This window comes from Arthrobacter sp. FB24 (assembly GCF_000196235.1).
Taxonomy (GTDB): Bacteria; Actinomycetota; Actinomycetes; order Actinomycetales; family Micrococcaceae; genus Arthrobacter.
On record NC_008538.1, the window covers coordinates 77,331 to 102,893 of the forward strand.

Annotated in this window: 26 protein-coding genes; 19 read left to right on the forward strand and 7 right to left on the reverse strand. The window is 62.9% G+C overall.

Annotation, left to right across the window (positions count from 1 at the left end):
* Positions 1 to 78 precede the first annotated feature (78 nt).
* The 4 genes from ARTH_RS22310 to ARTH_RS22325 form a co-directional block, all read right to left on the reverse strand.
* Positions 79 to 672, reverse strand: coding sequence for a hypothetical protein (locus ARTH_RS22310; RefSeq protein WP_011689758.1), 594 nt, complete (start codon positions 670 to 672; stop codon positions 79 to 81).
* A gap of 459 nt (positions 673 to 1,131) precedes the next feature.
* Entirely contained in the window at positions 1,132 to 2,649 is a 1,518-nt protein-coding gene (locus tag ARTH_RS22315; protein WP_011689759.1) for a recombinase XerD, read from the reverse strand.
* A complete protein-coding gene (locus ARTH_RS22320; protein WP_011689760.1) occupies positions 2,639 to 2,974 on the reverse strand; it encodes a helix-turn-helix domain-containing protein in 336 nt (111 codons plus the stop codon). Before ARTH_RS22320 ends, ARTH_RS22315 begins: the two co-directional genes overlap by 11 nt.
* The gene (locus ARTH_RS22325) at positions 2,971 to 4,077 is read right to left on the reverse strand and encodes a tyrosine-type recombinase/integrase (protein ID WP_011689761.1); all 1,107 of its coding nucleotides are present in this window, start codon (positions 4,075 to 4,077) and stop codon (positions 2,971 to 2,973) included. Before ARTH_RS22325 ends, ARTH_RS22320 begins: the two co-directional genes overlap by 4 nt.
* A gap of 672 nt (positions 4,078 to 4,749) precedes the next feature.
* Here ARTH_RS22325 and ARTH_RS22330 point away from each other — a divergent pair.
* From ARTH_RS22330 to ARTH_RS24580, 8 genes are all read left to right on the forward strand, one after another.
* Positions 4,750 to 5,976, forward strand: coding sequence for an MFS transporter (locus ARTH_RS22330; protein WP_011689762.1), 1,227 nt, complete (start codon positions 4,750 to 4,752; stop codon positions 5,974 to 5,976).
* A complete protein-coding gene (locus tag ARTH_RS22335) occupies positions 5,948 to 6,688 on the forward strand; it encodes a FadR/GntR family transcriptional regulator (protein ID WP_011689763.1) in 741 nt (246 codons plus the stop codon). Before ARTH_RS22330 ends, ARTH_RS22335 begins: the two co-directional genes overlap by 29 nt.
* A 117-nt stretch (positions 6,689 to 6,805) precedes the next feature.
* Positions 6,806 to 7,003 carry a ferredoxin gene (locus ARTH_RS22340; protein ID WP_011689764.1) on the forward strand — a complete coding sequence of 66 codons (198 nt, stop codon included), beginning with the start codon at positions 6,806 to 6,808 and terminating at the stop codon, positions 7,001 to 7,003.
* A gap of 2 nt (positions 7,004 to 7,005) precedes the next feature.
* Positions 7,006 to 8,259, forward strand: coding sequence for an NAD(P)/FAD-dependent oxidoreductase (locus tag ARTH_RS22345; protein ID WP_011689765.1), 1,254 nt, complete (start codon positions 7,006 to 7,008; stop codon positions 8,257 to 8,259).
* Positions 8,260 to 8,306: 47 nt separating this feature from the next.
* Entirely contained in the window at positions 8,307 to 9,824 is a 1,518-nt protein-coding gene (locus ARTH_RS22350) for an aromatic ring-hydroxylating oxygenase subunit alpha (RefSeq protein ID WP_011689766.1), read from the forward strand.
* Complete coding sequence (locus ARTH_RS22355; RefSeq protein ID WP_011689767.1) at positions 9,824 to 10,363, forward strand: 3-phenylpropionate/cinnamic acid dioxygenase subunit beta; 540 nt, start codon at positions 9,824 to 9,826, stop codon at positions 10,361 to 10,363. The genes ARTH_RS22350 and ARTH_RS22355 overlap by 1 nt, the downstream gene beginning before the upstream one ends.
* Before the next feature lie 112 nt (positions 10,364 to 10,475).
* A complete protein-coding gene (locus tag ARTH_RS22360; protein WP_011689768.1) occupies positions 10,476 to 10,862 on the forward strand; it encodes a helix-turn-helix domain-containing protein in 387 nt (128 codons plus the stop codon).
* A 10-nt stretch (positions 10,863 to 10,872) separates the two neighbouring features.
* Complete coding sequence (locus tag ARTH_RS24580) at positions 10,873 to 11,283, forward strand: IclR family transcriptional regulator domain-containing protein (RefSeq protein WP_442853007.1); 411 nt, start codon at positions 10,873 to 10,875, stop codon at positions 11,281 to 11,283.
* 3 nt (positions 11,284 to 11,286) lie between these two features.
* Here the strand turns inward: ARTH_RS24580 and ARTH_RS22365 are convergent, their stop codons facing one another.
* Together ARTH_RS22365 and ARTH_RS22370 are read right to left on the reverse strand one after the other, a co-directional pair.
* Positions 11,287 to 12,006 (reverse strand): class II aldolase/adducin family protein, encoded by a 720-nt coding sequence (locus tag ARTH_RS22365; protein WP_011689769.1) that lies wholly within the window; start codon positions 12,004 to 12,006, stop codon positions 11,287 to 11,289.
* Positions 12,006 to 12,899 (reverse strand): NAD(P)-dependent oxidoreductase, encoded by an 894-nt coding sequence (locus ARTH_RS22370; protein WP_011689770.1) that lies wholly within the window; start codon positions 12,897 to 12,899, stop codon positions 12,006 to 12,008. The genes ARTH_RS22365 and ARTH_RS22370 overlap by 1 nt, the downstream gene beginning before the upstream one ends.
* A gap of 260 nt (positions 12,900 to 13,159) precedes the next feature.
* Here ARTH_RS22370 and ARTH_RS22375 point away from each other — a divergent pair, with 260 nt between their 5' ends.
* The 3 genes from ARTH_RS22375 (at position 13,160) to ARTH_RS22385 (ending at position 16,330) form a co-directional block, all read left to right on the forward strand.
* Positions 13,160 to 14,671: a tripartite tricarboxylate transporter permease gene (locus ARTH_RS22375; RefSeq protein WP_011689771.1), complete on the forward strand. Its 1,512-nt coding sequence runs from the start codon at positions 13,160 to 13,162 to the stop codon at positions 14,669 to 14,671.
* Positions 14,668 to 15,219, forward strand: a complete 552-nt coding sequence (locus ARTH_RS22380) for a tripartite tricarboxylate transporter TctB family protein (protein WP_011689772.1) — start codon at positions 14,668 to 14,670, stop codon at positions 15,217 to 15,219. The genes ARTH_RS22375 and ARTH_RS22380 overlap by 4 nt, the downstream gene beginning before the upstream one ends.
* A gap of 85 nt (positions 15,220 to 15,304) precedes the next feature.
* Positions 15,305 to 16,330 (forward strand): Bug family tripartite tricarboxylate transporter substrate binding protein, encoded by a 1,026-nt coding sequence (locus ARTH_RS22385; RefSeq protein WP_011689773.1) that lies wholly within the window; start codon positions 15,305 to 15,307, stop codon positions 16,328 to 16,330.
* Between the two features lie 60 nt (positions 16,331 to 16,390).
* Here ARTH_RS22385 and ARTH_RS22390 read toward each other — a convergent pair whose 3' ends face one another.
* The gene (locus ARTH_RS22390; RefSeq protein WP_232223687.1) at positions 16,391 to 16,921 is read right to left on the reverse strand and encodes a hypothetical protein; all 531 of its coding nucleotides are present in this window, start codon (positions 16,919 to 16,921) and stop codon (positions 16,391 to 16,393) included.
* A 656-nt stretch (positions 16,922 to 17,577) separates the two neighbouring features.
* Between ARTH_RS22390 and ARTH_RS22395 the strand changes: the two genes are divergently transcribed.
* From ARTH_RS22395 to ARTH_RS22430, 8 genes are all read left to right on the forward strand, one after another.
* Positions 17,578 to 18,582 carry an ABC transporter substrate-binding protein gene (locus ARTH_RS22395; RefSeq protein ID WP_011689775.1) on the forward strand — a complete coding sequence of 335 codons (1,005 nt, stop codon included), beginning with the start codon at positions 17,578 to 17,580 and terminating at the stop codon, positions 18,580 to 18,582.
* Positions 18,579 to 19,406, forward strand: coding sequence for an ABC transporter ATP-binding protein (locus ARTH_RS22400; protein ID WP_011689776.1), 828 nt, complete (start codon positions 18,579 to 18,581; stop codon positions 19,404 to 19,406). Before ARTH_RS22395 ends, ARTH_RS22400 begins: the two co-directional genes overlap by 4 nt.
* Positions 19,403 to 20,203 (forward strand): ABC transporter permease, encoded by an 801-nt coding sequence (locus ARTH_RS22405; protein ID WP_011689777.1) that lies wholly within the window; start codon positions 19,403 to 19,405, stop codon positions 20,201 to 20,203. Before ARTH_RS22400 ends, ARTH_RS22405 begins: the two co-directional genes overlap by 4 nt.
* Positions 20,200 to 21,000, forward strand: a complete 801-nt coding sequence (locus ARTH_RS22410; RefSeq protein WP_011689778.1) for an ABC transporter permease — start codon at positions 20,200 to 20,202, stop codon at positions 20,998 to 21,000. The genes ARTH_RS22405 and ARTH_RS22410 overlap by 4 nt, the downstream gene beginning before the upstream one ends.
* 69 nt (positions 21,001 to 21,069) lie before the next feature.
* Positions 21,070 to 21,726 (forward strand): N-carbamoylsarcosine amidohydrolase, encoded by a 657-nt coding sequence (locus tag ARTH_RS22415; RefSeq protein ID WP_011689779.1) that lies wholly within the window; start codon positions 21,070 to 21,072, stop codon positions 21,724 to 21,726.
* 62 nt (positions 21,727 to 21,788) lie between these two features.
* Entirely contained in the window at positions 21,789 to 23,045 is a 1,257-nt protein-coding gene (locus tag ARTH_RS22420) for an MFS transporter (protein WP_011689780.1), read from the forward strand.
* Positions 23,035 to 23,898 carry an aldo/keto reductase gene (locus tag ARTH_RS22425; RefSeq protein WP_011689781.1) on the forward strand — a complete coding sequence of 288 codons (864 nt, stop codon included), beginning with the start codon at positions 23,035 to 23,037 and terminating at the stop codon, positions 23,896 to 23,898. Before ARTH_RS22420 ends, ARTH_RS22425 begins: the two co-directional genes overlap by 11 nt.
* Positions 23,899 to 24,216: 318 nt before the next feature.
* Complete coding sequence (locus ARTH_RS22430) at positions 24,217 to 25,461, forward strand: IS110-like element ISArsp3 family transposase (RefSeq protein ID WP_011689782.1); 1,245 nt, start codon at positions 24,217 to 24,219, stop codon at positions 25,459 to 25,461.
* The last annotated feature ends 102 nt before the right edge of the window (positions 25,462 to 25,563 follow it).

Genomic DNA, 25,563 nt, shown 5'->3' on the forward strand with positions numbered 1-25,563 from the left:
AGCCCTTGATGTCGAAGTCCAGGTACAGGTTGTCGAACACAAGTAGGATCACATGCCGAATCCCAATTTGGAGGGTATTCAGTTGTCTTCGGACTTGCCCATCGCAGCGGCGGACACAGTTTCCCAGCGCTTCTGGGCTCCTTGCCGGCTGATCCCGAACGCTCGTCCGATCTTGTCCCATGAGACGCCCGCCGCCCTGGCGGCTGCGACGGCGTCGTCGAGCTGGGCTTCGAGATCCTTCAGGCTCCGGCTCAGGGTGCCGATGGTGTGTAGCGACAGGTCCGGCGCGATGTGCCGGTGCCACACATTCAGGAACACGGGCTCCAAGTCCTCCCGGTCGCTTATATCAGCTGCCTCGGCGCTGGCCGGCGGTCCGGCGTAGATGCGCCCCGCGGCGACGTCCTCGTCGGAAGGGTCCCAGACCCGCGTCCATAGCGGGTCCAGGATGACGTGTTCCCGGAACGGAACACAGCTGCAGGCGACCCTCCAGCCGACCACCTGCGACGGCGGGCGCCACGCCTCGCGGGTTGGATCCTCCTCATGCCCAACCGGCCGGCCGTCGGGCGTCATCAGGTTTATCTCCATATACCTGCCGCCGGACCCGTACATACCGTCCGCGAAGACGCAGACCACATAGCCCTCATGCTCGCTGCCCTCGGTAAACCAGCCCATCGTGCTTCCCTTCACCGCCCGCCAATTGCTACAGTGACAGTATGAACGCTAGCAACTCTTGTTGACAAGCGTCATGGCTGTAGCAACTTTAGTGGCATCCCTGCGGATTCAGTCTGAGCGTATTCGTTGAGGAGAGACGGCGAGGTGGGCGGACTGCCTGGCCTGCGTTGCCTATGGCGAATTGGCTTAGGTATTGCCTAGGGTGAGCCATGAGCGCAAACAGGAACCCTTTGGGTGGAGATCCTCGTCGAACTGCCCGATGGGCGGCGGTTGGTCTGTGGATCGTCAGCGTTTTCTGTGCGGTGAAAACGGTCTTTGACGTCATGAATAACGACTTCCGCTTGATCTATCTTGTGCTCATGTTGGCCTCTCTGGGACTGGCCATCGTTTATACCCTGATTTGGCGGAACGCAAAGCAGGAATCAGTCAGAGACGAGCCATAGCCCTCACCCAGTGACGTCAGGGCGTCGTGCGGAGATTGACGTAGCGTGACCAGGCGTCGCCTGCTGCGTCGGCGTGGAGGAAGGCTACTTGGTGGCTATAGCCAAGGGCGTTGGCGACCAGTGGCGGTGGTGAGGCTAAGAGGTGTTCGTCGAGGGCCGTGTTTCGTGCGCCCTGAAGATCGATGCCCAAGCTTCGGAGCCTATCCATGATGCCGTTTGGGTGAAGTGGTTGTCCGGCCCGGATCCCCGGGAAGAGCCAAGGGCTTTGTGCGTCTGATCCTGTTCTGAGATTCGGACGGCCTTTAAGGTGCTCTCGAAGCAAGCCGGCGAAGGGTTCGGGAATGGGCACTGGGTGCGGGCCGAAGGTGATCCGCATGTTGCCGGTGCTTTCATTGGTTTCGATAGCGTCGGTTCGGAGTTTGGCGACCCGCACGAGCGGTTGGGCGTAGAGAAGCAGCAGGATGCCGGCGACTCGGTAGGTCAGGGACTCGCTGGTGCCTGTAAGCAGTTCCCGGAGCCATGCCAGGCGCTGGTCCTGGGTGATCGTTGGGCGGGTTTTGGCGGTGTAGTGGCCCATGTCCACGCGGTGGTTTGTGCCGGTGTTTTTGATGAAGACGATGAAGGTGCGGATGGCTTTTCTGGTCGTGGGACCGGTGGCGAGCCAGGTTTCGATGTCTTGTTGGGTGCAGTTCGCCGCTGTCCGCTGGTGGGTTTCCCAGAGCCAGTCCAGAAACTTGATGGTTTCGGTGATCTCTTGTTTGGCGGAGTGGACCGGAGCTTGGGCGCTCTTCTCCGGTGTTGTGATGGATCGGATGCGGCGGAGGTGATGCCAGGTGGCGAACTGTGCGACGGGTTTGGCGACCTCCTCGGGCAAGTGGCGGAGCTTGTCGTCAATCCAGGTTTCGAACCGGGCCAGATGCGGGTCTTGGTAGGGGAGGAGTCCGTGGTGGATGAACAGGGCGCGCAGGTGATTGGCTTCGCGGTTCGCTGACTTAGCCGCGGCATCGAGTCCTTCGTGCGTCAGCGGAGTCTCCCCGCTCGATAGAGAGCCGAGGAGGGCTTGGACTTTGGGGGAGCGCTTCCAGGTGATGATGCTTTCGGGCCGTTCTGCTTTGCAGAGGACATCGACGATTTTGCCGGCGGTCTCCGGGTCGGCAGGGTGCGTGAGCAGTAGTTCGTTGAGGTCCTCCCGGAGGGCGCAGCGGGCGCATATGCCGCGCCGGTAGAACTCGCCCTCCGTATTGCAACGGGTGCAGTGGAAGTCGTGGAGGATGCCGGCGCAGGGCGCGCAGCGTGGCCCTCCGCTGATGTCCGGTGGCCCGGGTAGAAGTCTGTGCTGGCCGCACTCCGGACAGGTCCCGTGGGTGCGGGTGGCGGTGGTGAAGCAGGGGCCGCAGATTCGGCCTTCGGGCCAGGTGGCGCGGGTTCTGCCGGCGGCCCGGCCGCAGCGTGCGCAGGAAGCGGTCCCGGTGGTGCGGGGCCGGCCGCGGCTGGTGCTGCGGGGACTGAGGCCTTCGGGCTTGTCAGTGATCATTGTCGATGATGCGCGCCCGTCGTGGTCTGACGGTGCGGTTCAGGTCGACGACGTTGGGGGCGCTGGTGCCTGTTTTGCGGGCGCGGACGTCGGCGGCTGTGACGGTGATGAGGTCTTCGGGTCCGCAGGAGAAGATGTCGCAGATCGCGGCGATGACCTGCAGTGCGACGCGTTCGGGCTTCTGGTTGACGAGACGGTAGACCTGTGGCCGGGACAAGGTGATGCCGCGCTCGGCCAGCAGGGGGATGAGGTCGGTGGTGTTGTGCAGTCCCCGTGCTGCCATGAGCTCGGAGAGCCGCCATTTGTATTCGACTTCGCGTTTCACCATTGACCTCGCATCTGCACGCCCAGGACTTCGTCCATGGTGCGGTCCAGGGCCGCCCGGAGGGTCGTGTTGCGGAAGTCGTCGCTGACGAACTGGTAGATCCCGGTGGTGGAGGCGTGTTCGTGGCCCATTTGATGTTGCACGAATCTAGGATCCCATCCGTCCTCGAGCAGGTGCGTTGCATAGGAGCGCCGGAGCGAATGCAGGTCCAGGCCATCCATTGGCAGGCCCAGCTCGTTGAGGTAGCGCCGGAGCCGGCGCAGCAGGGTGGATTCACAGATCAGGCCGCCGCGTTCGCTGGGGAACAGGTCCAAGGTGTCGAGTGTGCCTCGTCCGTTGGCGAGCCAGTCCTCGATGACTCCGGCGGTCCAGTCGAAGACCGTCAGGACGCTGCGGGGTTTGTGGGGGGAGCCCTTGCGTGATTTGCCGAACCGGACCTTGCAGACGCCTGCCTTGCCGAACCTTCGTGCTTGGGGGTTGGCCGCAAAGTCGATGGTTTGCAGGTGCCGGAGCTCGTTGAATCTGAGCCCGTACGAGTAGGCGACTTTCAGCATGACGGCGTCCCGGTAGGCTGCCTGCCAGCCTTTCTTGCCTGAGGCGGCGATGAGTTCGACCTGGTCGTCGGCGTGATCGAACAGCATCTGCAGTTCGGTCTTGGTGAAGGGCCGCTTGGAGGCGCGTCCTTCGTACTCCTGCGTGTGGGTGGCGGTGTTCCAGTCAAAGAAGACCTGGGAGGGGTGTGTGCCGAAGCGTTGTTCGCAGACCTGGTCCCAGCCGTAGTCGGGGTTCGACACGTAGGACGTGAACCGGCGGAGCGTGGACTGGTAGCCGCGGATAGTGGAGTGCTTCAGCTGGTGGATCGAGCGGAGGTCACCGAAATACTCCTCGACTTGCTCCGGTGCCCAGTTCCACGGGAACTCGTTCACATGGTTGACGAACCGGCGGACGGACTCGATGCCCTTGTCGATTGTGTCGAACTGGAGGTTCCTGGAGAGCTGCTGGTTGCGCCAGCCGGTCAGCATGTCTTCGAGCGTCTGTTCCTCGGGATGCAGCAGCTGAACAGCGCTCAGCTGCAGCACACGCCCGGACCCGTCGACCGCCATTTTTCGCCTCACAGTTCCGTCGAAGTTTGTGCTCAAATCCTGAATCAATGATTCATTAAATGCATCATCAGCGCAAAACCGCAGGTCAGACGCTTGTGTCGGTCGCTCTGAGGATGGGCGTTGCAGCCGTCAGGAGCGCTTGGGCCGCGGCGCATCAAAGCCGTCAGGCCGCAAATTCCGCGGAATCTCAATGGAGTTAGAGAACTCCTTGCCGATCAGGGGGATCGGGGCGATTGATTCATCTGATGCAATACGCAGAGCACTAGTTGACATAATCTCCATTATCGGCGTTCCGAAAGCAATGAAAAGTAGGGGTGCCAAGACCGTCGCCCCGGCGTCGGTCGCTGAGTTGCCGTGCTTTGCGGAGCCAGGTGTCCCGGCGAGCTGCAGTAAGCGGCTGAAGAGGTAACACGATGTCGCCGCCCTGGGCGAATCACACCAAATTCCGTTTCATCATGCGCTGAAGTGCGGGAACCCCTTAATCCCGCGTTGCAGGCGCGCGCCGTGCTTCTTCGGCCGCTCCAGTGCGGCGCGCCGCCGCCGCACCGCTGCGAAGGCGGGCGTAGTCGTTCTGGCACTGCAATCGGTCCAGGCGCCGACGGACCATTCGTCTATAAAGAGGAATACCAACAAATGGCCTTACCATTATACTGGTCGGAAGGAGGAGGCTGCATGTCACGTACCGACGATTCTGCACCGGACGATCCGCGGCGCCTTCGTCGCGACCACCACCTCATCCAGTCAGCGAATCTCGGATTCTCGGTCGCGCAGGCAATGGCGGCCGTCGCCGTGCCAATCCTGGCCGTGTACGCGGGGCACCCCATCGAGCTGATCGGGATCATTGTCGCGGTCTCTGCGGTGTCGCAGACCGTCGCGCGCCTTGGCATGGGCACCCTGATGAGCCGGCTGCCCACCAAGCACTTCATTGCTGCCGCTACGCTGCTGCTGTCTGCATCCTGTTTCCTCCTCGGCTTCAGCACCGAGTTGTGGGCCTTCATCATTGCCCAGCTCCTGCAAGGAGCCGCGCGCGCGTATTTCTGGACCGGAAGCCAGACGCATGTTGTCCGCGCGTCCGAGTCCGCCGTCACCGCGCTCTCCCGCCTGAACGTGGTTCAGGGCGTAGGCCAGCTGATCGGACCGGCACTCGCGGGCTTCATTGGTGCCTGGTCCCTGCAGATGTCCCTCCTGGCAGCGGGCGCACTCGCGGCGATCGCGCTCGCGCCGGCGATCGCACTCGTCAGATTTGCCCCGTTCCCACAGCGGAGCCGCCACGGCACCGGGCGCCCTCGGCAGATCTGGCGTCAGCCAGGTGTCGGCATGGCTGCCAGCATGGCGGCGGTCGCGGGTGCGTGGCGCGGCATCCTCAATTCCTACCTGCCCGTTATCCTGACCGCGGCCGGCCACAGCATTCCCGTCGCCGGCGCGCTGATGACGGTCGCCAATCTCGCGTCCCTTTGCGGCAGTGCGTTCTCCCGCCGCATCCATGCCGCGGGTCCGCGCGTCGCGAATGCGATCGGCACGGCGGGGGCAGGCCTCGGACTTGTGCTTGCGTCGTTTTTCCCGAATCCGATCTGGGTAGTCGCTGTGGGGCTCACCATCTCGGGCCTCGGTGCCGGGATTCTGCAGACGGTCGGTCCGGCATTGGCTGTGGATTCCATCAGCGAAGAGGATCGTGGGCGTGCCATCGCATCCATCGGGACGTTCCGGTCAATATCGCTGTTCGTGTCCCCTCTGGCGACCGCAGGGCTCATCCTCATCGTTCCCAGCGCTGCTATCGCCGCGGGGATCGCCGGTATCATCATTTCTACGCCAACCCTGTCTACTCTGATCAGACGCAGAGGCCAGGCGAGGACGTCCCAGGAAGGCACCCATGACCACGACGAAGACTTTGCGAACTGACCGCCCCGTGAGAACGGTTTCCACCGATCTGTTCATCCCGATCGAGGCGCAGCGTTCCTCTCAGACGGTCGCAGACCGGATCCGGACCATGATCCAGGAGGGTGTGATCGCCGTTGGGGATCGCCTGCCATCCGAACGGGACCTGTGCGATCAGCTGGGCGTGAGCCGCGTCACGGTCCGTGAAGCGCTGCGAATCCTTGAGACGAACGGGCTGGTCACCGTCAAGGTCGGCGTGAGCGGCGGTGCGTTCGTCACAGTTCCAACGATCGACGTCGTGCGCGACAGCATCGGCGACCTTCTCGCACTCTCGGCTCTGACAGCGGCAGAGATCACGGAGGCGCGGACGCTTCTCGAACTGAGTGTGGTCCCGCTGGTGTGCGAGCGTGCAACGGAGTCAGACATTGCGGAGCTCTACGCCATCTGCGACCGCACCCTCGCGGAGCGCGAGCGAGGCGACTACAACGTTCGCACATCCCTGAGCTTCCACCTCCGCGTCGCCGCAGCCGCGCACAACCCCGCGGTCCTCATGCTGCTCACGTCGATTCAGCAGCCGATCCTCCGGTCACTGCAGGACGCGGGCCACCACGACACCAGCGGCGTCGAGGAACACCGCCGCTTCACCGATGCCATCGCCGCCCGCGACGTTGAGGCCGCAATCGCCATCATGCGCGACCACCTCGGACGAACGGCGGCCCGTGTGGTCCAGGGCTAAGGCACGCCCCAGCCCTTGACAAACAAAGCCAAATCAAGGATGCTCATTATCACAAATGGTCTAACCATTACGCGGTTGTAAACATTCCCGCGTGAAGATACGTCCCAGGAGTGATCAATGCGGATCGAAGCCAAGAGACATTTATGCCAGAGCTACGGCAACTGCGTAGCCGTCGACCCGGAGCACCTCGACCTCGACGACGAAGGGCTCGTCGTGGTCACTCGGGATTCCGTCGCGGACGGCGAGGTCGCAGCCGTCCAGGCGGGAATCCGCAGCTGCCCCGTGAACGCGCTCGTCCTCGTCGACGGAGAGTGACCGTGCCTACCCTCACCGCTGCCCCGCCGCGCATAGTCATTGTCGGCGGTTCCGTCGCTGGTGCACGCACCGCACAGGCGCTACGCTCGCAGGGCTTTTCCGGCGAACTTTTCGTCATCGAGCCCGAGGCCGGGGAGGCCTACGACCGGCCGCCACTGTCCAAGGAGTATCTGACCGGCGTCTGGTCCCGCGCGCAGCTCGACCTGATCCCCGGTGGCTGGGCGTCCGTGGACACCACGGTCATCCCGGCGCACGCCACAGCGCTGAATGTGCAGGAACGCCAGATCACGCTCTCCGACGGACAAGTGATCGGCTACGACGCACTGGTGATCGCAACGGGTCTCTCGCCTCGGCGTCTGGTCGCGGATGACGGTGAACCGATCGGCCACGTTATCGGCACGGCGTCCGACGCTGATGCCCTCCGCGACCAGCTCCGCCATGGGGCTCACGTCGTCGCGGTAGGCGGCGGGTTCATCGCCGCCGAAGCAGCGTCCGTGGCCCGCGAGCTCAGCCTTCCGGCCACGATCATCACCCGCCGCGGCACACTGCTCGAGGGCAGCCTCGGTGCCGTCGTCGGTGCGCACATCGCGGCCACCCACCGCGATCGCGGCGTCGACCTGCGGACGGATGCACGCATCACCTCAATCGCCCGTGACGGCAGCGGCGCCGTGATCACACTGGTCGGCGGGGAGCGGATCCACGCCGACGTTCTCGTCGCCGGCATCGGATCAGAGCCCAACACCTCCTGGCTCCGGGACTCGGGCATACGGGTCGACGCCGGCGTCATCACGGACGCCCGGTGCCGCGCCTTCGGCGCTGCCGGGGTCTACGCTCTGGGGGACGTCGCGCACTTCTACGACGTCCACTCCGCCAAGCTCCGCCGGGTCGGCCACTGGACGAACGCTGCCGACCAGGCGACCGTCGTCGCCCACAACCTCCTGCACCCGCAGGATCCGATCGGATACCGGGAGGCCCCCTACTTCTGGTCGGACCAGTTCGGCGAGAAGATCCAGGTCGCCGGACACCCGGATCAGGATGCCCACGTCGATCTCCTGACGCTGGACGGCCCCATCCCGCGTCGGATCGCGATCTACTCGCACGGCGATGACGACGGTTGCGGCGCGGTCGTCACCTTCGGCTGGCCCCGCGGCATGGTCGCCGTGCGCCGCTTGATGCCGCTCGAACCGACGACCGCCGAGATGCTTGGCGAGCTCGAGAAACTCGCAGCGGGCGCACGCCTTGTCGCCGCCGTCTGAAGCCGGTCCTTTTCTTCCCGTTCCGTACACGAAAGTGAGTTTTCACGATGACCACAAACATCTGTTCCAGTTCAGAAACTTGTCCGACGTCAGAAACGTGTCCCACGCCGGCATCTCAGACCGAGGACCCGCGCCGCGCCCGTGATCTGGTCGACTTGGAGTCCGGGCAGATCAGCCGGGAGGTCTTCTTCAACCAGGAGATCTTCGATCTCGAAATGCAGAATCTGTTCCCCCGTGCCTGGCTTTTCGTCGGCCATGCCTCGCAGATCCCGAACCCGGGCGACTACTTCTCGTCGTGGATGGGCAGCGACCCGGTCCTGCTCACACGCGACGTGGACGGTGGGATCTACGTGCTGCTGAACTCCTGCCGCCACCGCGGCATGCGCGTGTGCCGTTATGACGAGGGCAACACGATGCAGTTCACCTGCCCCTATCACGCATGGTCGTATTCGATGGACGGCAGCCTGGTTAACGTCCCTGGGGACCTCTTTGGCGTCCCGCATATGAAGGCCGCCTACAGCGGCAAGCTCGATAAGCAGAACTGGGGCCTTGTGCGCTGCCCTAAGGTCTACAACTACAAGGGCCTCGTCTTCGCCAACTGGGATGAAAACGCGGAGGACTTCCTTGACTACGCCGGCGACTTCCACTGGTGGCTGGACAACCTTGCCGATGCCTTCGATGGCACCCCCGGCGACACTGAGGTCTTCCACGGTGTACTCAAGTGGCGCATCAAGTCGAACTGGAAGTTCGTCTCTGAAAACTTTCTCGGCGACACCTACCACGGCGCATCGACGCACGCCTCGGTCGAGGCCATCGGCATCGGCCCTGGCGGCCGCGGCAAGCGCCGCCACGGCGAACGTCAGGACGAGGGCGGCCACTCGACGGGCCGTATGAAGACCTCGTTCCGCAACGGTCATGGCGCCAGCGACAACCTCGCCTATGAAATCGCCTATCCCCAGTTCGTTGAGCCGGAGATGAACGAGTACTTTGACCAGGCCTGGGCGACCCGCAAGGAGCGCCTGGACGCGGAGGGCCGCCTCCTCGGCGGTCGCGGGCCGGCGACGATGTTCCCGAACATGTCGTTCGCGGCCGGCTTCCCGCGGAGCATCCTCGTCGCGCATCCGATCAGCCCCACCGAGACCGAGGTGTGGCGCTGGTTCCTCAGCGATAAAAAGGCCCCCGAGCACGTGCGTGAGTGGCTGCGCCAGTACTACATGCGCTATGGCGGCCCTGCGGGCATGACCGAGCAGGACGACATGGAGAACTGGGACTACGCCACCCAGGCGTCCAAGGGCGTCGTTGCCCAGCGGTACCCGTACAACTACCAGCAGGGTCTCGGCACCGAGCAGCTCTCTGAGCTCGATCGTGCGGTGCATTCCAACCACGCGATCTCCGGCGAGGTGAACGCCCGGGCCTTCTACCGCCGCTGGTCGGAGTTCGTCGACAACCTCAGCTGGGACGAGCTCCTCGAGATCGCGAAGTCGGACGATCGGATTGACGCGATTATTCGCCGTCAAGAGGAAGACGCGGTTGCGGAAGCCGCCGCAGGGAAGGTAAGCCACTGATGTCGACGCCGGACTACTCGAAGGGACAGGACCGCTGGGCGCTGCTGCAGGAGGTCTCCGAGTTTCTGTTCATCGAAGCGGACCTCCTGGACGAGCGCCGCTATAACGAGTGGCTGGATCTGCTCGCAGACGACTACCAGTACAGCGTTCCGCTGCGTATGAACGTCGAATATGCCGAGGCGGACACCCGCGGCGAGACGAAGGCCGGGTCCGAGGTCTGCTGGTTCGATGAGCCGAAATCTACTGTCGAGCTGCGCGTGATGCAGCTCGCCACCGGCGTGCACTGGGCCGAGGAACCCGTCTCCCGGGTCTCGCACCTGGTGACGAACGTCCGCATCGAGGAAGTTACCTGGCCCGAGGTCAAGCTCTCGAGCCGATTCCTCGTTTACCGTAACCGCGTGGCCGACGAGACCGACTTCTTCGTCGGCCGTCGCAAGGACACCCTCCGCAAGACGGACGACGGGTGGAAGGTCGCTAACCGCTACCTGCTGCTGGACCAGACAGTGCTACTCGCGAAGAACCTTTCCGTCTTCCTCTGATGATGGGCGCCGTCCGAGACGACGGCTCCCTCCCTCGTTCCCGCCCTGCTGAAGGTGCTCTCCCCGGTACCTTCCGCAGGGCGGGAACCTTTTGCTGGGAGAAGACTGGAGTATGCCTGCTGCCGAAACGAAAACACAGCCCAGCTATCCGGTCTCCTCGGTCGGCAATACCCTCCGTCTCCTCCTGATGTTCAAAGAGCGGCAGCGCCTCCGCTTATTCGACGCCGCGCACGAGCTCGGCGTCTCGGCATCCACCGCCTATGGGCTCCTCGCGATGCTGCAGTCCTACGGCTTCATCGCCAGGAGCCTGGGGTTCGGACCGTACGTCCTGGGCTCGGCGCTTCTGGACTTGGGCCTGTCTGCCGTGCGGAATATGGATGTTCGCTCGCTGGCACGTCCCATCCTCGCGGACCTGGCCCTAAGACTGGACGAGTCCGTCCACCTCGTCTTCCTCGAAGGCGACAACGTCCGCTACGTGTACAGCGTCGAGGGACCGTGAGCAACTGCGAATAGCGGATCGCACAGGTCAGGTGTTCCCTGCGCATACCAGTGCCATGGGGGCGCGATGCTTGCAGACTCCCACCCGACCACCTCGCGGGGACGCTTGCGCGGGCTCGCTGCCTAGGACGTCGACGTCGCCGCCCTCGAATGCGCAGCTTCCTCAGATCCGCCAGCTGGGCTACGCGCTCAACGCTCGTCCGGATGACGTCACGTCCTTGGCGATGACCGTCGAGGATCCGCGTGGCGCAACGATCACCGCGATCAGTGCCGCCGGCCCATCGACCCGTATGGCTCAGCAGGGGCAGAAGCAGATCGCCCGCCGGCTTCACGCTGCGGCCGCGCAGTACGCGCTGCTCCCAAATGAATGTCGATGCCCGCCCGGCAGGAGTGCCGGCCGGGCATCGACCGTGTTCACGTAGTGCTCAGCGCACAGCGAGTCCGGCGTGTCCAAGCCGCGCTCGGTGGTAGTTCCAGACGAAACCGTCGTTGAACGTTGAGCCGAGGTCGGGCATCACCGCCATATCAGCCTCCGGGACCTCATAGCTCACTGTTCCCATCGAGCTCGCGTTCACAAGCATCCGCGCCAGGATCTCCACATTCAGCGCGCGTACGACCGCCTGCTCGACCGTCGCGCCCACCGTCACGATCCCGTGTCCGCGCAGAACCAGCGCCGGTGCCGTGCCGAGGGCGGATGCGACTTCCCGTCCAAGCTCGGCCGTGTTGATCAGAAGGCTGCGCGGGTAGGTCGGGATCCCCTCAGCGGCCATGCGCATTGCCGGGATGTTGTACGCGCCGACAACGGGTAGCAGGGCGACACCGGCGAGGTCGGCCGCGATGACCGCAGGAGCGTGCGCGTGCACAACCGCCTGCGCGTCAGGGCGCGCCGCCAGCACCTCAGCATGGATCGGAAGTTCATTCGGCGCCTGGAATCCCCCCTCAAGCGCGCGCTCGGGGACGACTTCGTGGATGTCCCCCGGCTGGGTGAACAGCAGCCCGCTCTCCTGTGGCCCGCGACAGCGGATCGCGATGCCGGCGTCGGTGCGCAGGCTTACGTGGCCGAGGACATCCTCCGCTAACCCGGCATGGGCGATAATTCGGCAGGCCTCGGCGAGTAGCTCTCGTGCCGATGCGTCGAATGCCATCAGCTCTCCCGCACGGTCGTACGCAACTGCGTCAGAAGCTCCGTGCTCTCGGGGTAGGGACGCTTCGCGTAGTCTCCTTCCGCGGCGGCGCCGAAGAATTCCGCGGCGGCCGACAGCGTTGCGCTTGTAACACCGAGCGAGTCGGCGAGAGCGGTGGCCAGCTTCATGTCCTTGGCGATCGTCGTTGCGGGCGCATGCTTTGCCACCGCTCGTTTATTTCCGCTGTAGTACTCCACGACGCCCTTGAACCCGCCGACGACACCGCTTGACCGCTCGAGCGCATCGATCACCTTCGCGACGTCAAGACCAGCCTGCTGGGCGATGACGAGGGCCTCCGCCACAGCGAGGTGGGTCGCGTACTTCACGTGCTGGTGCACGAGTTTCGTGGCGAAACCATCCCCCAGGGCGCCCGCGTAGAGCAGCGTCCCGGCGACGTCCTGCACGATTGACTCCGCGCCGCCGAGTACCCCCGCCTCGCCGCCGATCATGACGGTGAGGTTCGGGGCCGTGCCGGACACCGGCGCATCGACGTAGCGGGCACCGTTGCCAAGCGCCGCGACACGCTGCGCGACGTCCTGTGCGAGTTCCGGGTCTCCCGTCGTCATATCCACGATCAGGGCACCCGCACGAAGCCCGGCAAGCACTCCGGCTTCCTCGTCATAGAGCACCTCACGCACTGCCGTGGGATTCGGCAGGGCAAGGAAAATTACATGGCTCTGTTCTGCGAGTTGGCGGGGACTCACCGACGGAGCGGCCCCGATCATCGCCGTTGTCGCGACGCGATCCGTGTGCCGGTCCCATACCGCGACCGAATGGTCGGCCGCGATGAGACTCGCGGCGAGGGCCTTGCCCATCCCTCCGAGTCCGACGACTCCCACGTGATTTGGATCCATAACTTTCACCTTTCATGCACCATTGCCTGGAATGCACCGCTGCCGCAACCGGATTCAGGCATCCTCGTCCCGGGCGGCATCATCTGCTTCTCGCGGAGCGATATCGCCTCCCAAACATATTGGTTAGTCCATTGACATGGCAAGACCAATGGCCATAAGCTCCTGAAGATAAGTTTTCCGGACCGCGAAAACCCCTTGCCCTGCTTTGAGTACGGGCGTTACAGGGATCGACCTGGCAAGGACGCCAGAAAGGAGCGCCAATGCTTGACGCAATCTGGAGCGCGCTCGGCGAGGCCCTCAGCCCGATGTCGCTAATCATGCTGCTTATCGGCGTTGTGATCGGCTTTCTCGTCGGCATCCTCCCGGGCATCGGCGGTGCGGTCACGCTCGCCCTGCTCATCCCCGTGACCTTCGGCATGGATCCGGTGCCGGCCTTCTCGCTTCTGCTGGGCATGTATGTCGTCTCCGCGATCGCCGGCGACTTCACCTCAATCCTGTTCGGGATCCCCGGTGAGCCAACGGCAGCAGCCATGGTGCTCGACGGCTATCCGCTTAATAAGAAGGGGCAGGCCGGGCGCGCGCTTGGCGCCTCCCTGTCAAGCTCGGCGATAGGGTCGATCTTCGGTGCGGTCCTGCTCATGGCGCTGATCCCGGTGATGCGGCCGCTCATCTTGAGCATCAGCGCGCCCGAACTGTTCGCCGCGGCCGTGCTCGGCCTGACGTTCATCGCGTCGCTCTCCGGCGGTATCATCCACAAGGGCCTGGTCATGGCCACGATCGGCGTGCTCCTCTCGCTCGTCGGGCTCGATCCGAACCTCGGCATCGAGCGGTACACCTTCGGAAGCCTGCACCTCTGGGAGGGCATCGGCATTGTCCCCGTCGTCGTCGGTCTCCTCGGCGGTGCCGAAGTGCTGCAGTCCATGCTCGACAAAGACGGTGACACCAAGACGGCCGTGCCGCCACACCTTGGCGGCATCCTCGTCGGCGTCAAGGATTCCTTTCGCCACTGGTCGTTGATGCTGCGCACCAGTGCCATCGGTGCCGTCCTGGGAATGATGCCCGGTCTCGGAGGATCGGTGTCCCAGTTCATCGCCTACGGCCACGCCAAGCAAACCTCGAAGCATCCCGAGGAGTTCGGCAACGGTTCGATCGAGGGCGTGATCGCCGCAGGTGCGACCACGACAGCGAAGGACGGGGGCCACCTCGTACCGACGATCGCCTTCGGCGTGCCGTCGGGCGCGAGCATGGCGGTGCTACTCGGCGCGTTCCTGATCCTCGGCCTGAATCCTGGCCCCGAGATGCTGGGCGAGCACCTCAACGTGACGCTCTCGCTCGTGTGGATCATCGTGCTGAGCACGATCGCGGCTGTCATCCTCGGCTACCTGCTGATCCGTCCCCTTGCCAAGCTCACCTCGGTGACCGGAAGGCTGCTCGTACCGTTTCTCATCACGATGCTCACCATCGGCGCATTCTCGAACACCAGCTCGCTCGACGACGTCTGGATCATGCTCGTCTTCCTCGCCATCGGCGTGATGTGCAGCCGCTTCAAGTGGCCCCGCATCCCGCTGCTGCTTGGTCTGGTGCTCGGCGAGATCCTCGAGCGGTACTTCACCGTCAGCTACGCGCTGTTCCAGTTCAACTGGCTCAGCCGGCCCGGCGTGATCGTCATCGAGGTCATCATCGCCGGCATGATCATGTTCACCGCGGTCCGCACCGCTCGCAAAAAGCGCGCCGATAAGCGCGAGCTCCTGGCCACCGGAGGTCTCGTATGAGCACCGAAATGATCCACTCCATCGAAGGCGACGGCGAGGGCGGCTCGCGGGGGCGCCACGTGCACAAGCCCGATCTGATCATCACATCCGTGCTGCTCGTCGTGTTCGTCGTGGCGTTCCTGATGGCCACGGGCTGGAGGGACCTCGCCGCCTACTTCCCTCTCGGCGTCAGCGGCGTGGGTGTGATTGCCAGCGCCTCCTTACTCGTACGGGTGCTGTTCTTCCCGCCCAAGCCGGCCGCCCCGAAGACCAACGTGCCCGAGGCCGCCAAGTCGGTGGCCGAGCAGGAGTACGAGTTCTTCAAGAACCTCTCGACGCGGGACTGGATCACCTCGCTCGGCTGGCTCGGCGGCTTCTTTGTCGCACTGTCGGTCTTCGGTATCTACCTCGCCATGGTCGCCTTCACCGTAGGTTACCTGCGCTTCCAAACCGCCAAGTCGTGGTGGTTCGCCGCCATCTACGCGGCCCTGCTCGGCGGCGTCATCTACGTGGTCTTCGCGATCGCCCTCAAACTGCCGCTGCCGGGCGGGCTGCTCGGCCTCGCCTGAGCGCCCGTTTCCCTGCTCTCCCTTCCCGCGTCACCGCCCGGCCGCCTATGGTCCGGGCGCACCAAAATCGAAAGGACCCGTCCCAATGCGTAAGCTCGCACTCGGCCTCGCCGCCCTCGCCCTCGCCGGCGGCGCACTCACAGGCTGCTCGTCGGCAGGTGCCACCGGCGCGTCAACCTCCCCGGAGGACGCAGCGGCCAAACTGAAAAACCAGACGATCACGCTGGTCGTCCCGTTCGACCCGGGCGGGGGCTACGACGCCTACGCCCGCATGTTGGCCCCGAAGCTTGCCGACGAGCTCGGCGCTACAGTAATTGTCGAGAACAAGCCCGGCGCGGGCGGCATCCTCGCCACGAACGAGTCCGTGCACGCCAAGCCGGACGGGAAAACCCTCGTGCTGCTCAACGGCCCCGGCCACCTCGGTGCTGCGATCGCGAAGACCAACGGCGTCCGGTACGACGCGAAGACAATGAGTTACATCGGCCAAATCAGCTCCGAACCCGACGTGCTCGCCACCAGCAAGTCCTCCAGCATCGCGTCAGTGGACGACATCGCTGGCAAACGCTTCGCGGCCACCGGCCCCGGCTCAAACGAGTACATCGACGCCGTAGTTCTGAACCAGCTCCTTGGCATGGACAACCAGGTCGTGACCGGTTTCAAGTCCAGCAACGAGGCCAGCCTCAACGTTATCCAGGGCAACGTCGAGCTGCATTCGCGCTCGTTCGGCAGCCAGCAGCCAGGTATCAACGCCGGCGATCTTAAACCGATCCTCGTCATCGGCGAGAACACCGGTGAGAAGGAGATCAAGGACGTCGACAACCTCCTCGACGTGGTGAAGGGCGACCAGAAGGAACTCGCAACGCTGCACACGAAGCTCATCTCCAGCGGCCGCCTCCTCGCGGCCCCCCCAGGAATGGACCCGGGCACGCTGCAGACAATCCGCGACGCCTTCGAGAAGGTCATGACCGACAAGGCCTTCATCAAGGCTGCCGCCGACACCAAGCGGCCGGTCCACTATACGAGCGGCGACGACGTGCAGAAGCTCGTCAACGACGTGATGGGCTCACCACAGGAGTACGTCGACCTCATCACGAAGGCCTACACGGGCTGATCACCGACGTTCAACAGGGGGTGTCCCAGAAACCCTCCTGGGACACACCCCGTCTTTGCCTCAGGACCGAGGTAAGGCCGACCCGGATGCCGGCGAGATGACCTTTGCCCGGAAGAGCGTGCGCGCCATGCGCGCGAAACGATCGATAACGAGCGGCAAGGGCAAGCCCGATTGGCTACGGACGTTCTCCGCCGGCACCGGATCCGTCCCCACGCAATCACCCGCATCCATTGCATAATCAACGATGCCCTGCGCGAGGATGACGCCGTCCTGCTTGACGACCGCGCAAGCGCCGACCACGCCCATCGGTGTCCAAATCGTTCCGCCTGCCTGCAGGCTCACCTGCATTCCCAGCTGGCGCAACGAGGCGAGCACCCATTCAGACGCGGCTTCGAGCGGGTCCTCCGTTCCGCTGATCCCGAGCGTTTCCCTGGTGGCGATCGTCGACCACAGGATGGCCGCAGGTCCGGCAGCAAGCCACTGCCCACCGGGCGTGGGGCGCGCAACAACGGGCACGTCCTCCCGCGGCGCTGTGCGAGACGCTTCCTCCGCGACCAGCACGACGGTCCGGTCCGGCTGCCAGAGACGCATCACCGCCCCCCGTCGTCCCGCAGAGACGTCCGAAACGAGGCCGAGGTCACGGGCGACGCCATCGAGGGGAGCTCGCGGCTCCGGCTCCACATGAAGCTCCCAGCACGGACGCATGCTTCCATCATAGGGGCCTGGTTCGGGACGAACGGGCGGCGGAAGTCAGTGACAATCTCAATGACCGGTCGACACACCACCGGATCCTCGGCTCTCCCGATCCAGGGTCTCGTCATGTCCGCGTCATGTCCAAGTTTTCCGACCCGTTCGCTGGGGAAGGGGCCAACCAAGGCGTGTGAAGCGTCCCCGATCGTTGGCGAGCCGGTCTTCTAGGACGACCGCGGTCCATTCCGATACCTGGACGAGAGACTATCGGGCCTGGACGGTGAGCCCTGCGGGCTTTCGAACCACAACCGTTTGCTGGACCCTGACCATTCCTCTACAGACACATCACCGCCTTTGATTGTCGGCGCTCGAACACCCACCGTCCCCGTTGTTGCAACGGCAGAGCGGGCATCGAAGCCATTAGAACGACATCAGGGTGGTCAAGAACAAAGGCCTACCACTGCCTCTGCTGTACAGAACTTTTATCTGGACAGCAGTAAAGTGATGTGTTTCACTTGTACAACCACGGATCTGACACGAAGATGAGGGAGAGCCGAATGAGTTTTGAACCAATGGGACGCCGCGGATTTATCAAGATCACAGCGGCAGCGGGCGGGACGTTATTTCTGGGAGGCCTCACGGCGTGCGGCCAGGACAGCGGCGGCAGCGGCGGGGGTAAGAAGGGATATTCCGGCGACGTTGCTATTACTGGTCTGGCCAGTCTTATTCATTCCGCCCCCTTCTTTATCGCCCAGACGGAAGGCTACTACGAGGAAGAGGGGCTGACCCTTGAGCATATTCAGTTCCCAGGGGGGCTTGACACTGTTCGAGGAATCGAATCCGGCATAGGTTTCGGTACGTCGTCCACTATTCCCGTCTTTATCGCGGCCGAGAAGGGCATGGACGTAAAAATCTTCGGCAATGTTTATACGGCGGCTTCTGTCGACTTCATTGCGCTGCCCGACTCTCCCGTCACCTCCATTGAGGATGTCAGGGGCAAGAAAGTGGCAGTCAGCACGCCAGGATCAAACTCCTCGTATTTCGCAGACCGCACGCTGCGGGCCGCTGGCTTAGTCCCAGGCAAGGACGTTGAACTTATCAGCGTCGGCTCAGCGAGCGATTCGTGGACCGCCGTCTCCCAGAAAGTTGTTGACGTAGCGTGGACGGCTTCGCCGCTTTCCGAGAAAATCGCCTCCGAAAGCGGAGCGAAGGTGATCTGGCGTTCCCGCGACTACGTAACGGACTGGTCGGACACCTGCCTCGTCGCGACAGGATCCTTCATCGACGAAAATACCGAGGCGTTGAAGGGCTGGGGCCGTGCGCTCAAGAAGGCGATGGACCTGATTACCAACGACCTCGAAAAGGCCGCCGACGCCTACGGGAAGGCAATCAAATACGAGCCCAAGGTGGCTCTTGAGGCGCTGAAGAACTCGCAGAACTTCTACAGCCTGGACTTCACCGATGCCCAGCTGGCCGCCGTCGTCGCCGCCGGTAAAGAACAAGGCCAGATCACCAAAGAACCGGACATGAACGCCATCGTTATGAGGAACTTCCTTTCATGAGCCAGATATCCCCGATCGATTCAGTAGGACACGACAGTGACGTCGTTTTCGACAATATCGGAATGACTTTCGGCACCGCGACAGGAGTCACCCACGCAGTCGCTAACGTTTCGGGCGCCATACCGGAAGGCAAATTCGTTTCCGTTATCGGTCCCAGCGGCTGCGGAAAAAGCACCTTGCTTGACATGGTCGGCGGCCTGCTGAAGCCCACGCAGGGTTCGGTCAGCATAAACGGTGAAAGCGTGACCGGCCCCCGGCGGGACACTGCCATGGTGTTCCAAGAAGACTCCACCCTGCACTGGCGCACGGTCCTGGACAATGTCGCTTTCGGCCTCGAGGTCAAAGGCGTCCCGAAAGCGGAGCGCCATGAGCGCGCCCGCCGCATGATCGAACTTGTCGGGCTCACCGGTTTCGAGGACCACCGCCCCGGCCAGCTTTCCGGAGGAATGAAGCAACGTGTTGCGATCGCACGGGCCTTGGCCATGGAGCCGCGCGTCCTGCTCATGGATGAGCCTTTTGGCGCCTTGGACCAGCAGACCCGGCAGTTCATCGGCCGGGAACTGCTCCGTATCTGGGAAAAGACACGCAATAGAGTCCTGTTCATCACCCACGATATCCAGGAAGCCGTGTACCTTTCCGACGAGGTTTGGGTCATGTCAGCCAGGCCCTCCGTTGTCAAAGAGGTGGTAACCATCGATCTGCCACGGCCCCGGCCGGAGGGAACCCACGCGCTGCCAAGGTTCCGTGAGTTGGAAGACCACCTCTGGGCGCTGGTAAAGGTTGAGGCGGAGAAAACGTTGGGACCAGGGGCGCGGCTGGCGTGAGCGTTCTGGAGAAGACCCCGGCCGTGCCGGCCAAGCAAAAGGCCGCTATGGTACCGCGTTCATCGCTGGTCCGTTGGGCAATCATTGTGACGCTTGTCGTTGTCCTTGAGCTCACTACCAGAACCGGCATGATCAGCCGGTCCCTCATGGTGCCACCATCGGAGATTCTGACCCGGCTGGCCTCGATCGTCCCGACGGAACAGTTTGGCCAGGACGCAGCCCGAACCCTTACTACCATTCTGGTGGCGTTCACCATCGGACTTGTGCTGGGAGTCCCGCTCGGGGTTTTCTTGTGGCGGGTACCGGCTGCAGGGCGCATCCTTGAGCCCTTCATCGTCACCGGCTATGCAATGCCCACTTTGTTGTTTTATCCGGTTCTTTTGGCCGTGATGGGACTCAACGCGGGACCGATCATCGTTATAGCCGCATCGATGTCCCTGATTCCAATTGCGCTGACCACGATGGTTGCCCTGAACGCCATCAAGCCTATTCTTCACAAGCTCGCCAATTCGGTCAGCGCCTCCCCGCGGCAGTACTACTTAAAAGTTCTCTTTCCGGCGGCGACGCCGCTTATTTTCCCGGGCGTGAAGCTCGGATTTATCTACGCCGTCATCGGCACCGTTGCCATGGAGTTCATCCTCGCGTCCCAAGGAGTCGGCTTCCGCGCCGGCTTCTACTACCGGGAACTGAACACAGCAGACATGTGGGCCTATATCGCTGTTGTCATCGTCCTCAGCGTACTGGTCAACAGCGTGCTTACCTGGCTGGAGAAACGCATCAGAAGGGACATGCTGTGAGTACCGATGTAACGATTCCTTCGTTGCCGACAGTCACCACTCAACAGAGTGCGAACAGATCCAGGGTCATCCGGGACAACGTGTGGCGTGCTGCCGTGTTGGTGGCCTTGGTGCTCCTGTGGGCACTGCTGTCTTCCATAAGTGACCTCGTCGCTTCGCCCACTGACTCGCTCAACGCGCTGGCGAAGCGCTTCGCCGATGGCTCCATTTACCGGCACCTCAACGCGACCTTGCAGGCGGTGGCTATCGGTTTCCTCATCGCTGCTGCCATAGGCTTTCCACTGGGCTATGCCATTGGCCGGAGCAAGTTTCTCGGTGCCGTCTTCGATCCCATCGTCGCAGGCGCCTTCGCCATCCCGCGCGTAATCTTTTTTCCCATCCTTCTCCAGATTTTCGGAGTGGGTGTGGGAGCGCAATCGGCGATGGCCGCGCTGGCAGCGGTATTCCCCATCATGGTCTCAACAACCGCAGGCGTCCGCGCCATCAACCCGCTCCTGCCCAAGCTGGCACGCTCGCTGAGCCTATCCCCGCTGCAGACGGTGACCAAGATATACATTCCGGCCATGGCACCCTCGCTCATGGTTGGCATCCGTATCGGTTTCAGCATCGCGTTCATCAACGTGATCATCGCCGAATTCTTCGCTGCGCGTGCCGGTCTCGGGCTTTTGGCGCTGCGGGCCTACGGCATGCTGGACCTGCCAACCATGTACGGCATCATCGTGCTCCTCGCTGCGATCGCACTGGCCGGGAACCTCGCCCTGTGGGCAGTCGAACGGCGGCTGGGCAACAAGGTCTAGCCCCAGGGGGCCTGCACGCCCGCTTGCCTACGTGTCTGAGTACTGAAACGCTCTAAGAAAGGGGAAAGCATGTCTGCGACTGCTGCCCGAGAGGAATACCAGAGGTTAAGGTCCCAATTCAAGGAAAAGGGACTGGGCGGAAGGATCGGTTTCGGGAGCCGCCCGGCGCTTCTGGTGGTTGACATGATCCGCGGATTCACGGATTCAAGATCGCCCTTGGCCGGAGACCTTGACGAACAGCTAAAGGCAGCCCAGGAACTTCTTGGAAGAGCTCGGGGCGCTGGCGTTCCGATCATCTTTTCAACTGTCGCGTACGACACCGACCTGCAGGAGGCCGGTAAATGGATCCGGAAAATCCCGTCCAACAGCTGGTTGGTTGAGGGAAGCGAATGGGTGGAACTCGACGACAGGCTCGAGCGCCAAAACAATGAAATGCTGCTCGTGAAAAAGTATGCATCCTGCTTTTTCGGCACCGATCTCGCGGCCCGTCTGGTGTCCAAAGGCATCGATACGCTGATCCTCATCGGCTGCACCACCAGCGGATGCATCCGGGCTACCGCCGTGGATTCATGTTCCTACGGATTCCACACCATCGTTGTTGAGGAGGGCGTCGGAGACCGGGCCGAACTGCCGCACCTCGCCAGCCTTTTCGACATTGACAACAAATACGGCGATGTTGTCGGTCTGGAAGAAGCAAACACCTATCTCGAACATGTCCGCGGGTAAGCCCGGCACGGCGCAGAAATCGCCGTGCCGGCTCTCTAACCGGACTCCGACCCAAGGGCGGCGTGCCATCATCCTGCAAAGGCCAGACCGTGGGCCTGTCCGGCGCTGACAGAATCCTGAGCATTGCCGCGACGGTATTGTTCTCGTTCGCCCTTGGAACCCTGGCAGTGGTGGTGCCGATATTGGCCATTGCCGTGGGGTACAGCACGGTCGAAGTCGGAATGATGGTTGCACTTGCAGCAGTCTCGCAGTTAGTGACCCGGATCTTCCTGGGAGCACTGATGCGCAGGGTCCCAGACAAAGCCCTCCTCGTGGGAGCAGCGCTCATGATTGCCGTCTCGTGCGCTCTGATCGCAGTCTCAGATGCATTGGCAATTTTCGTAGTATCCCAGCTGGTCCAGGGCTCGGCTCGAGCCTTGTTCTGGACCAGCAGCCAGACGCACGCCGTCCGCATGTCGACCTCGTCTGTCAAGGGACTGACTGACGTGAATCTCGCCGCAGGGGTCGGAGCACTGCTGGGACCTGCACTTGCCGGTTATCTCTGGGAACTTTCGACACCGCTGCCGCTGATCGTGGCGGCAGCGGCAGGATCGGCGGCCGTCATCCCTGCTGCCCTTCTGACTAGGCTTCCTGTGTTCGCTCCGGAGCATGCCACAGGCGGAATAATGGCGCGAGGCCTCTGGCGGCGCCCTGGCGTCGATGCCGCCTGCTGGATGAACGCTGGAGCGGGCGCCTGGAAGAGCCTCTTGGACTCCTACGTTCCCATCGTGCTCTCCCTTGCCGGCCAACCCGTCGCCGTCATCGGAATCCTGGTAGCCATACCCAACGCTGCCGTCCTGGCCGGAAGTGCATCTGCGAGCTGGCTGCGCAGGCGGGGAAACAGGACGTCCCTTCTCACGGGCCTCCTGGCCACGGGGACGGGCTTGGCCGCGGCGGGGCCACTGGCCGGCGCCGCAGTTGCCGCCGCCGCCGCCCTCGCTGTTTCCGGCGTTGGTGCCGGGATCCTCCAGACTGTCGGACCGGCCATAGCTGCAGATGAAGTGCACCCGGAAGAACGCGGGGATGCTCTCTCCCTGACTGGCACGGTACGGGCTTCAGCGCTCTTCCTAACACCGTTTGTGATGGCACTGCTGGTCAGCGTGGTCCCTGTTGCCGCAGCGCTGGTCACGGCCGGCGTCCTCATGACCCTTCCAGCAGCTGGAAGTATCCGCAGAAAAGACCTTCCAGCGCAGATCGCGCCAACAGAATCAGGTCCAGGCAGGCCGCTCCAACAAACTCAGCTTGAAGCTCCCGAGAAAAAGGTGCCCGATGACAACTGAAACGACTGACACCACTGCTTCGGACATTCCCCGGCTGAAATTGCCGCACGGACACACCATTCCCCGGCTTGGCCTCGGAACCTGGCCGATGCTGGAAGACGAGTGCGAAACTGCGGTGCGTTTCGCACTGCAGAGCGGTTACCGCCTGGTCGACACCGCGTTCCAGTACAGAAACGAAGAAGCAGTCGGCCGGGGCATCCGCACCGCCGGCGTCCCCCGATCCGAATTATTTATTTCCAGCAAGTTCAACAAAGAGTCCCACAGCATCGATGGAGTGCAGCGCGCCTACGACGAGAGCCTGCGCAAACTCGGCCTTGACCATCTGGACATGTTCATGTGTCACTGGCCGGTTCCGGCCTTGGGCAAGTACGTGGACGCCTGGAAGGGCCTTGTGAAGTTGCTGGAGGAGGGCCGTGTAAAAGCCATTGGAGTTTCAAATTTCAAACCAGCCCACCTGAAGGACATTATCGATGCAACGGGAGTAGTTCCGGACGTAAACCAGATCCAACTGAGCCCCGACCTTGCCCGGACTGAGCCGCGCGCTGTCCACAGGTTATTGGGAATAGTCACCGAAGCCTGGAGTCCTATCGGTCGGTCCTCCGGTCTGCGGGCGAATCCGCTGATCATCGAGATCGCTCAGCGCCTGGACAAATCTCCAGCCCAAGTCCTGCTGCGGTGGCATGTCCAACAGGACATCGTCCCCATCCCGCAAGCATCCGACCCTCTGTGGCTCAAAGAAAACTTATCCGTTTTCGACTTCTCGCTCACCGCGGGAGAGATGGCCTCGATTCGGAAGTTGGACAGGGGCGAAGAGGCCGCCCGTGATTCTGACTCACCCGAAAATGGCCATTGACTCGGCCTATGCTCCTCTCTCTGAAGTGAGTTTCTCAGGGGCGCTTTCGCTCCGCCGTGGGGGCCGAAAATGTACTGCTGTGGGGAACCTTTGCGGTGTCGGGGCTGCCGGAGCAGACTGAAGAGTGTGTTCCGGTCGACCCCGGTCTCTCTTTAGTGCCGGTGAGCCTGTAAGTGAGTTTGGTGGTGGAGGGCGCAGCTTTTGTCCGCGGGACCGTGGAATGTTGCCGTTGAGCACGAATGTCAGATTTGTTGTTTATCCGCCTTCCCCGGGACACAGACGCCATCTGTTGGACTGTTCGAGGAAGGGTGAGCTCTCATGGAGGTCATTCACCCGCGCTGCGCGGGTGTCGATATTTCAAAGAAGGACGCGAAGGTCTGTGTCCGCATCCAGGGCCGCGGCGGCCGGTCCACCACATCCACCATCACGACCTGGGGTTCGATGACGGGGCAGATCCTGGGGCTAAAGGAACACCTCCTGGACGAGCACGTGGATCTGGTGGTCATGGAGGCCACCGGTGATTACTGGCGCCCCTTCTACTACCTGCTTGAAGACGACGGACTGAACATCATCCTGGTCAATGCCCATGACGCCAGGAACGTCCCGGGCCGCAAAACCGACGTTTCCGACGCTGCCTGGCTTGCCGACCTGGGCGCCCACGGGCTGGTCCGGGCCTCCTTCGTGCCCCCGCCTCCGATCCGTGAACTGCGGGACCTGACCCGGGCCCGGACCATCATCACTCAGGAACGGACCCGGGAAATCCAGCGCCTGGAGAAACTCCTCGAGGACGCCTGCATCAAACTATCCTCGGTAGCTTCGAACATCACCGGGGTCTCCGGACGACTGATCCTCCAAGCACTCATCGACGGGCAGACCGACCCCGCGGCCCTGGCAGAGATGGCCCAACGCCGGCTGCGGTCCAAAATCCCTGAACTCACCCAAGCCCTCAACGGCCGGTTCACCGAACACCACCGCTACATGACCGGACTCTATCTGCACCGGATTGATGCCCACACCGCCGATATCAACGACCTCAGCGCCAGGATCGAGGCGGCGATGGAGCCCTTTCGTTTCGCCCGGGAGCTCCTCGTGAGCATCCCGGGGTTCAGCACCACCATCGCGGAAATCTTCATCGCCGAAACCGGCGCCGACATGAGCGCATTCGCCACCGCAGGGCAGCTGGCATCCTGGGCCGGTACTTCCCCGGGATCCAACGAATCCGCCGGACGGGTCAAATCCACCAAAACACGGCCCGGCAACCGGTACCTCAAAGGTGCCCTGGGCATCGCTGCTCTGTCCTGCGCGAAATCGAAGAACACCTACCTCGGTGCCAGATACCGGCGCATTGCCTCCCGGCGCGGACCCGCCAAAGCCCTCGTCGCCGTCGAACACTCCATCCTCACCGCAGCGTGGCACATGCTCACCACCGGCGAACTCTACAACGACCCCGGCGCCGACTACTTCACCCGGCAGACACCCGTTAAAACCATGGCCCGGGCCGTCAGACAACTAGAATCCCTCGGCTATCAAGTCATTCTCGAACCCCTGCAACAGACCGGATAACACCGCTCACCCCACGCACCCCACCGCACTCACCTAATTTTCATGTCAGAGGGGTTGACGAACGTCACATTTTCAGTCATTCTCTTGAATACAGAAATATTC

Coding starts and splice junctions, on each gene's coding strand:
- ARTH_RS22310 (WP_011689758.1), bottom strand. CDS start 672: ATGGGCTGGTTTACCGAGGGCAGCGAGCATGAGGGCTATGTGGTCTGC.
- ARTH_RS22315 (WP_011689759.1), bottom strand. CDS start 2,649: ATGATCACTGACAAGCCCGAAGGCCTCAGTCCCCGCAGCACCAGCCGC.
- ARTH_RS22325 (WP_011689761.1), bottom strand. CDS start 4,077: ATGGCGGTCGACGGGTCCGGGCGTGTGCTGCAGCTGAGCGCTGTTCAG.
- ARTH_RS22330 (WP_011689762.1), top strand. CDS start 4,750: ATGTCACGTACCGACGATTCTGCACCGGACGATCCGCGGCGCCTTCGT.
- ARTH_RS22335 (WP_011689763.1), top strand. CDS start 5,948: ATGACCACGACGAAGACTTTGCGAACTGACCGCCCCGTGAGAACGGTT.
- ARTH_RS22340 (WP_011689764.1), top strand. CDS start 6,806: ATGCGGATCGAAGCCAAGAGACATTTATGCCAGAGCTACGGCAACTGC.
- ARTH_RS22350 (WP_011689766.1), top strand. CDS start 8,307: ATGACCACAAACATCTGTTCCAGTTCAGAAACTTGTCCGACGTCAGAA.
- ARTH_RS22355 (WP_011689767.1), top strand. CDS start 9,824: ATGTCGACGCCGGACTACTCGAAGGGACAGGACCGCTGGGCGCTGCTG.
- ARTH_RS22360 (WP_011689768.1), top strand. CDS start 10,476: ATGCCTGCTGCCGAAACGAAAACACAGCCCAGCTATCCGGTCTCCTCG.
- ARTH_RS22365 (WP_011689769.1), bottom strand. CDS start 12,006: ATGGCATTCGACGCATCGGCACGAGAGCTACTCGCCGAGGCCTGCCGA.
- ARTH_RS22370 (WP_011689770.1), bottom strand. CDS start 12,899: ATGGATCCAAATCACGTGGGAGTCGTCGGACTCGGAGGGATGGGCAAG.
- ARTH_RS22375 (WP_011689771.1), top strand. CDS start 13,160: ATGCTTGACGCAATCTGGAGCGCGCTCGGCGAGGCCCTCAGCCCGATG.
- ARTH_RS22380 (WP_011689772.1), top strand. CDS start 14,668: ATGAGCACCGAAATGATCCACTCCATCGAAGGCGACGGCGAGGGCGGC.
- ARTH_RS22385 (WP_011689773.1), top strand. CDS start 15,305: ATGCGTAAGCTCGCACTCGGCCTCGCCGCCCTCGCCCTCGCCGGCGGC.
- ARTH_RS22390 (WP_232223687.1), bottom strand. CDS start 16,921: ATGCGTCTCTGGCAGCCGGACCGGACCGTCGTGCTGGTCGCGGAGGAA.
- ARTH_RS22395 (WP_011689775.1), top strand. CDS start 17,578: ATGAGTTTTGAACCAATGGGACGCCGCGGATTTATCAAGATCACAGCG.
- ARTH_RS22400 (WP_011689776.1), top strand. CDS start 18,579: ATGAGCCAGATATCCCCGATCGATTCAGTAGGACACGACAGTGACGTC.
- ARTH_RS22415 (WP_011689779.1), top strand. CDS start 21,070: ATGTCTGCGACTGCTGCCCGAGAGGAATACCAGAGGTTAAGGTCCCAA.
- ARTH_RS22425 (WP_011689781.1), top strand. CDS start 23,035: ATGACAACTGAAACGACTGACACCACTGCTTCGGACATTCCCCGGCTG.
- ARTH_RS22430 (WP_011689782.1), top strand. CDS start 24,217: ATGGAGGTCATTCACCCGCGCTGCGCGGGTGTCGATATTTCAAAGAAG.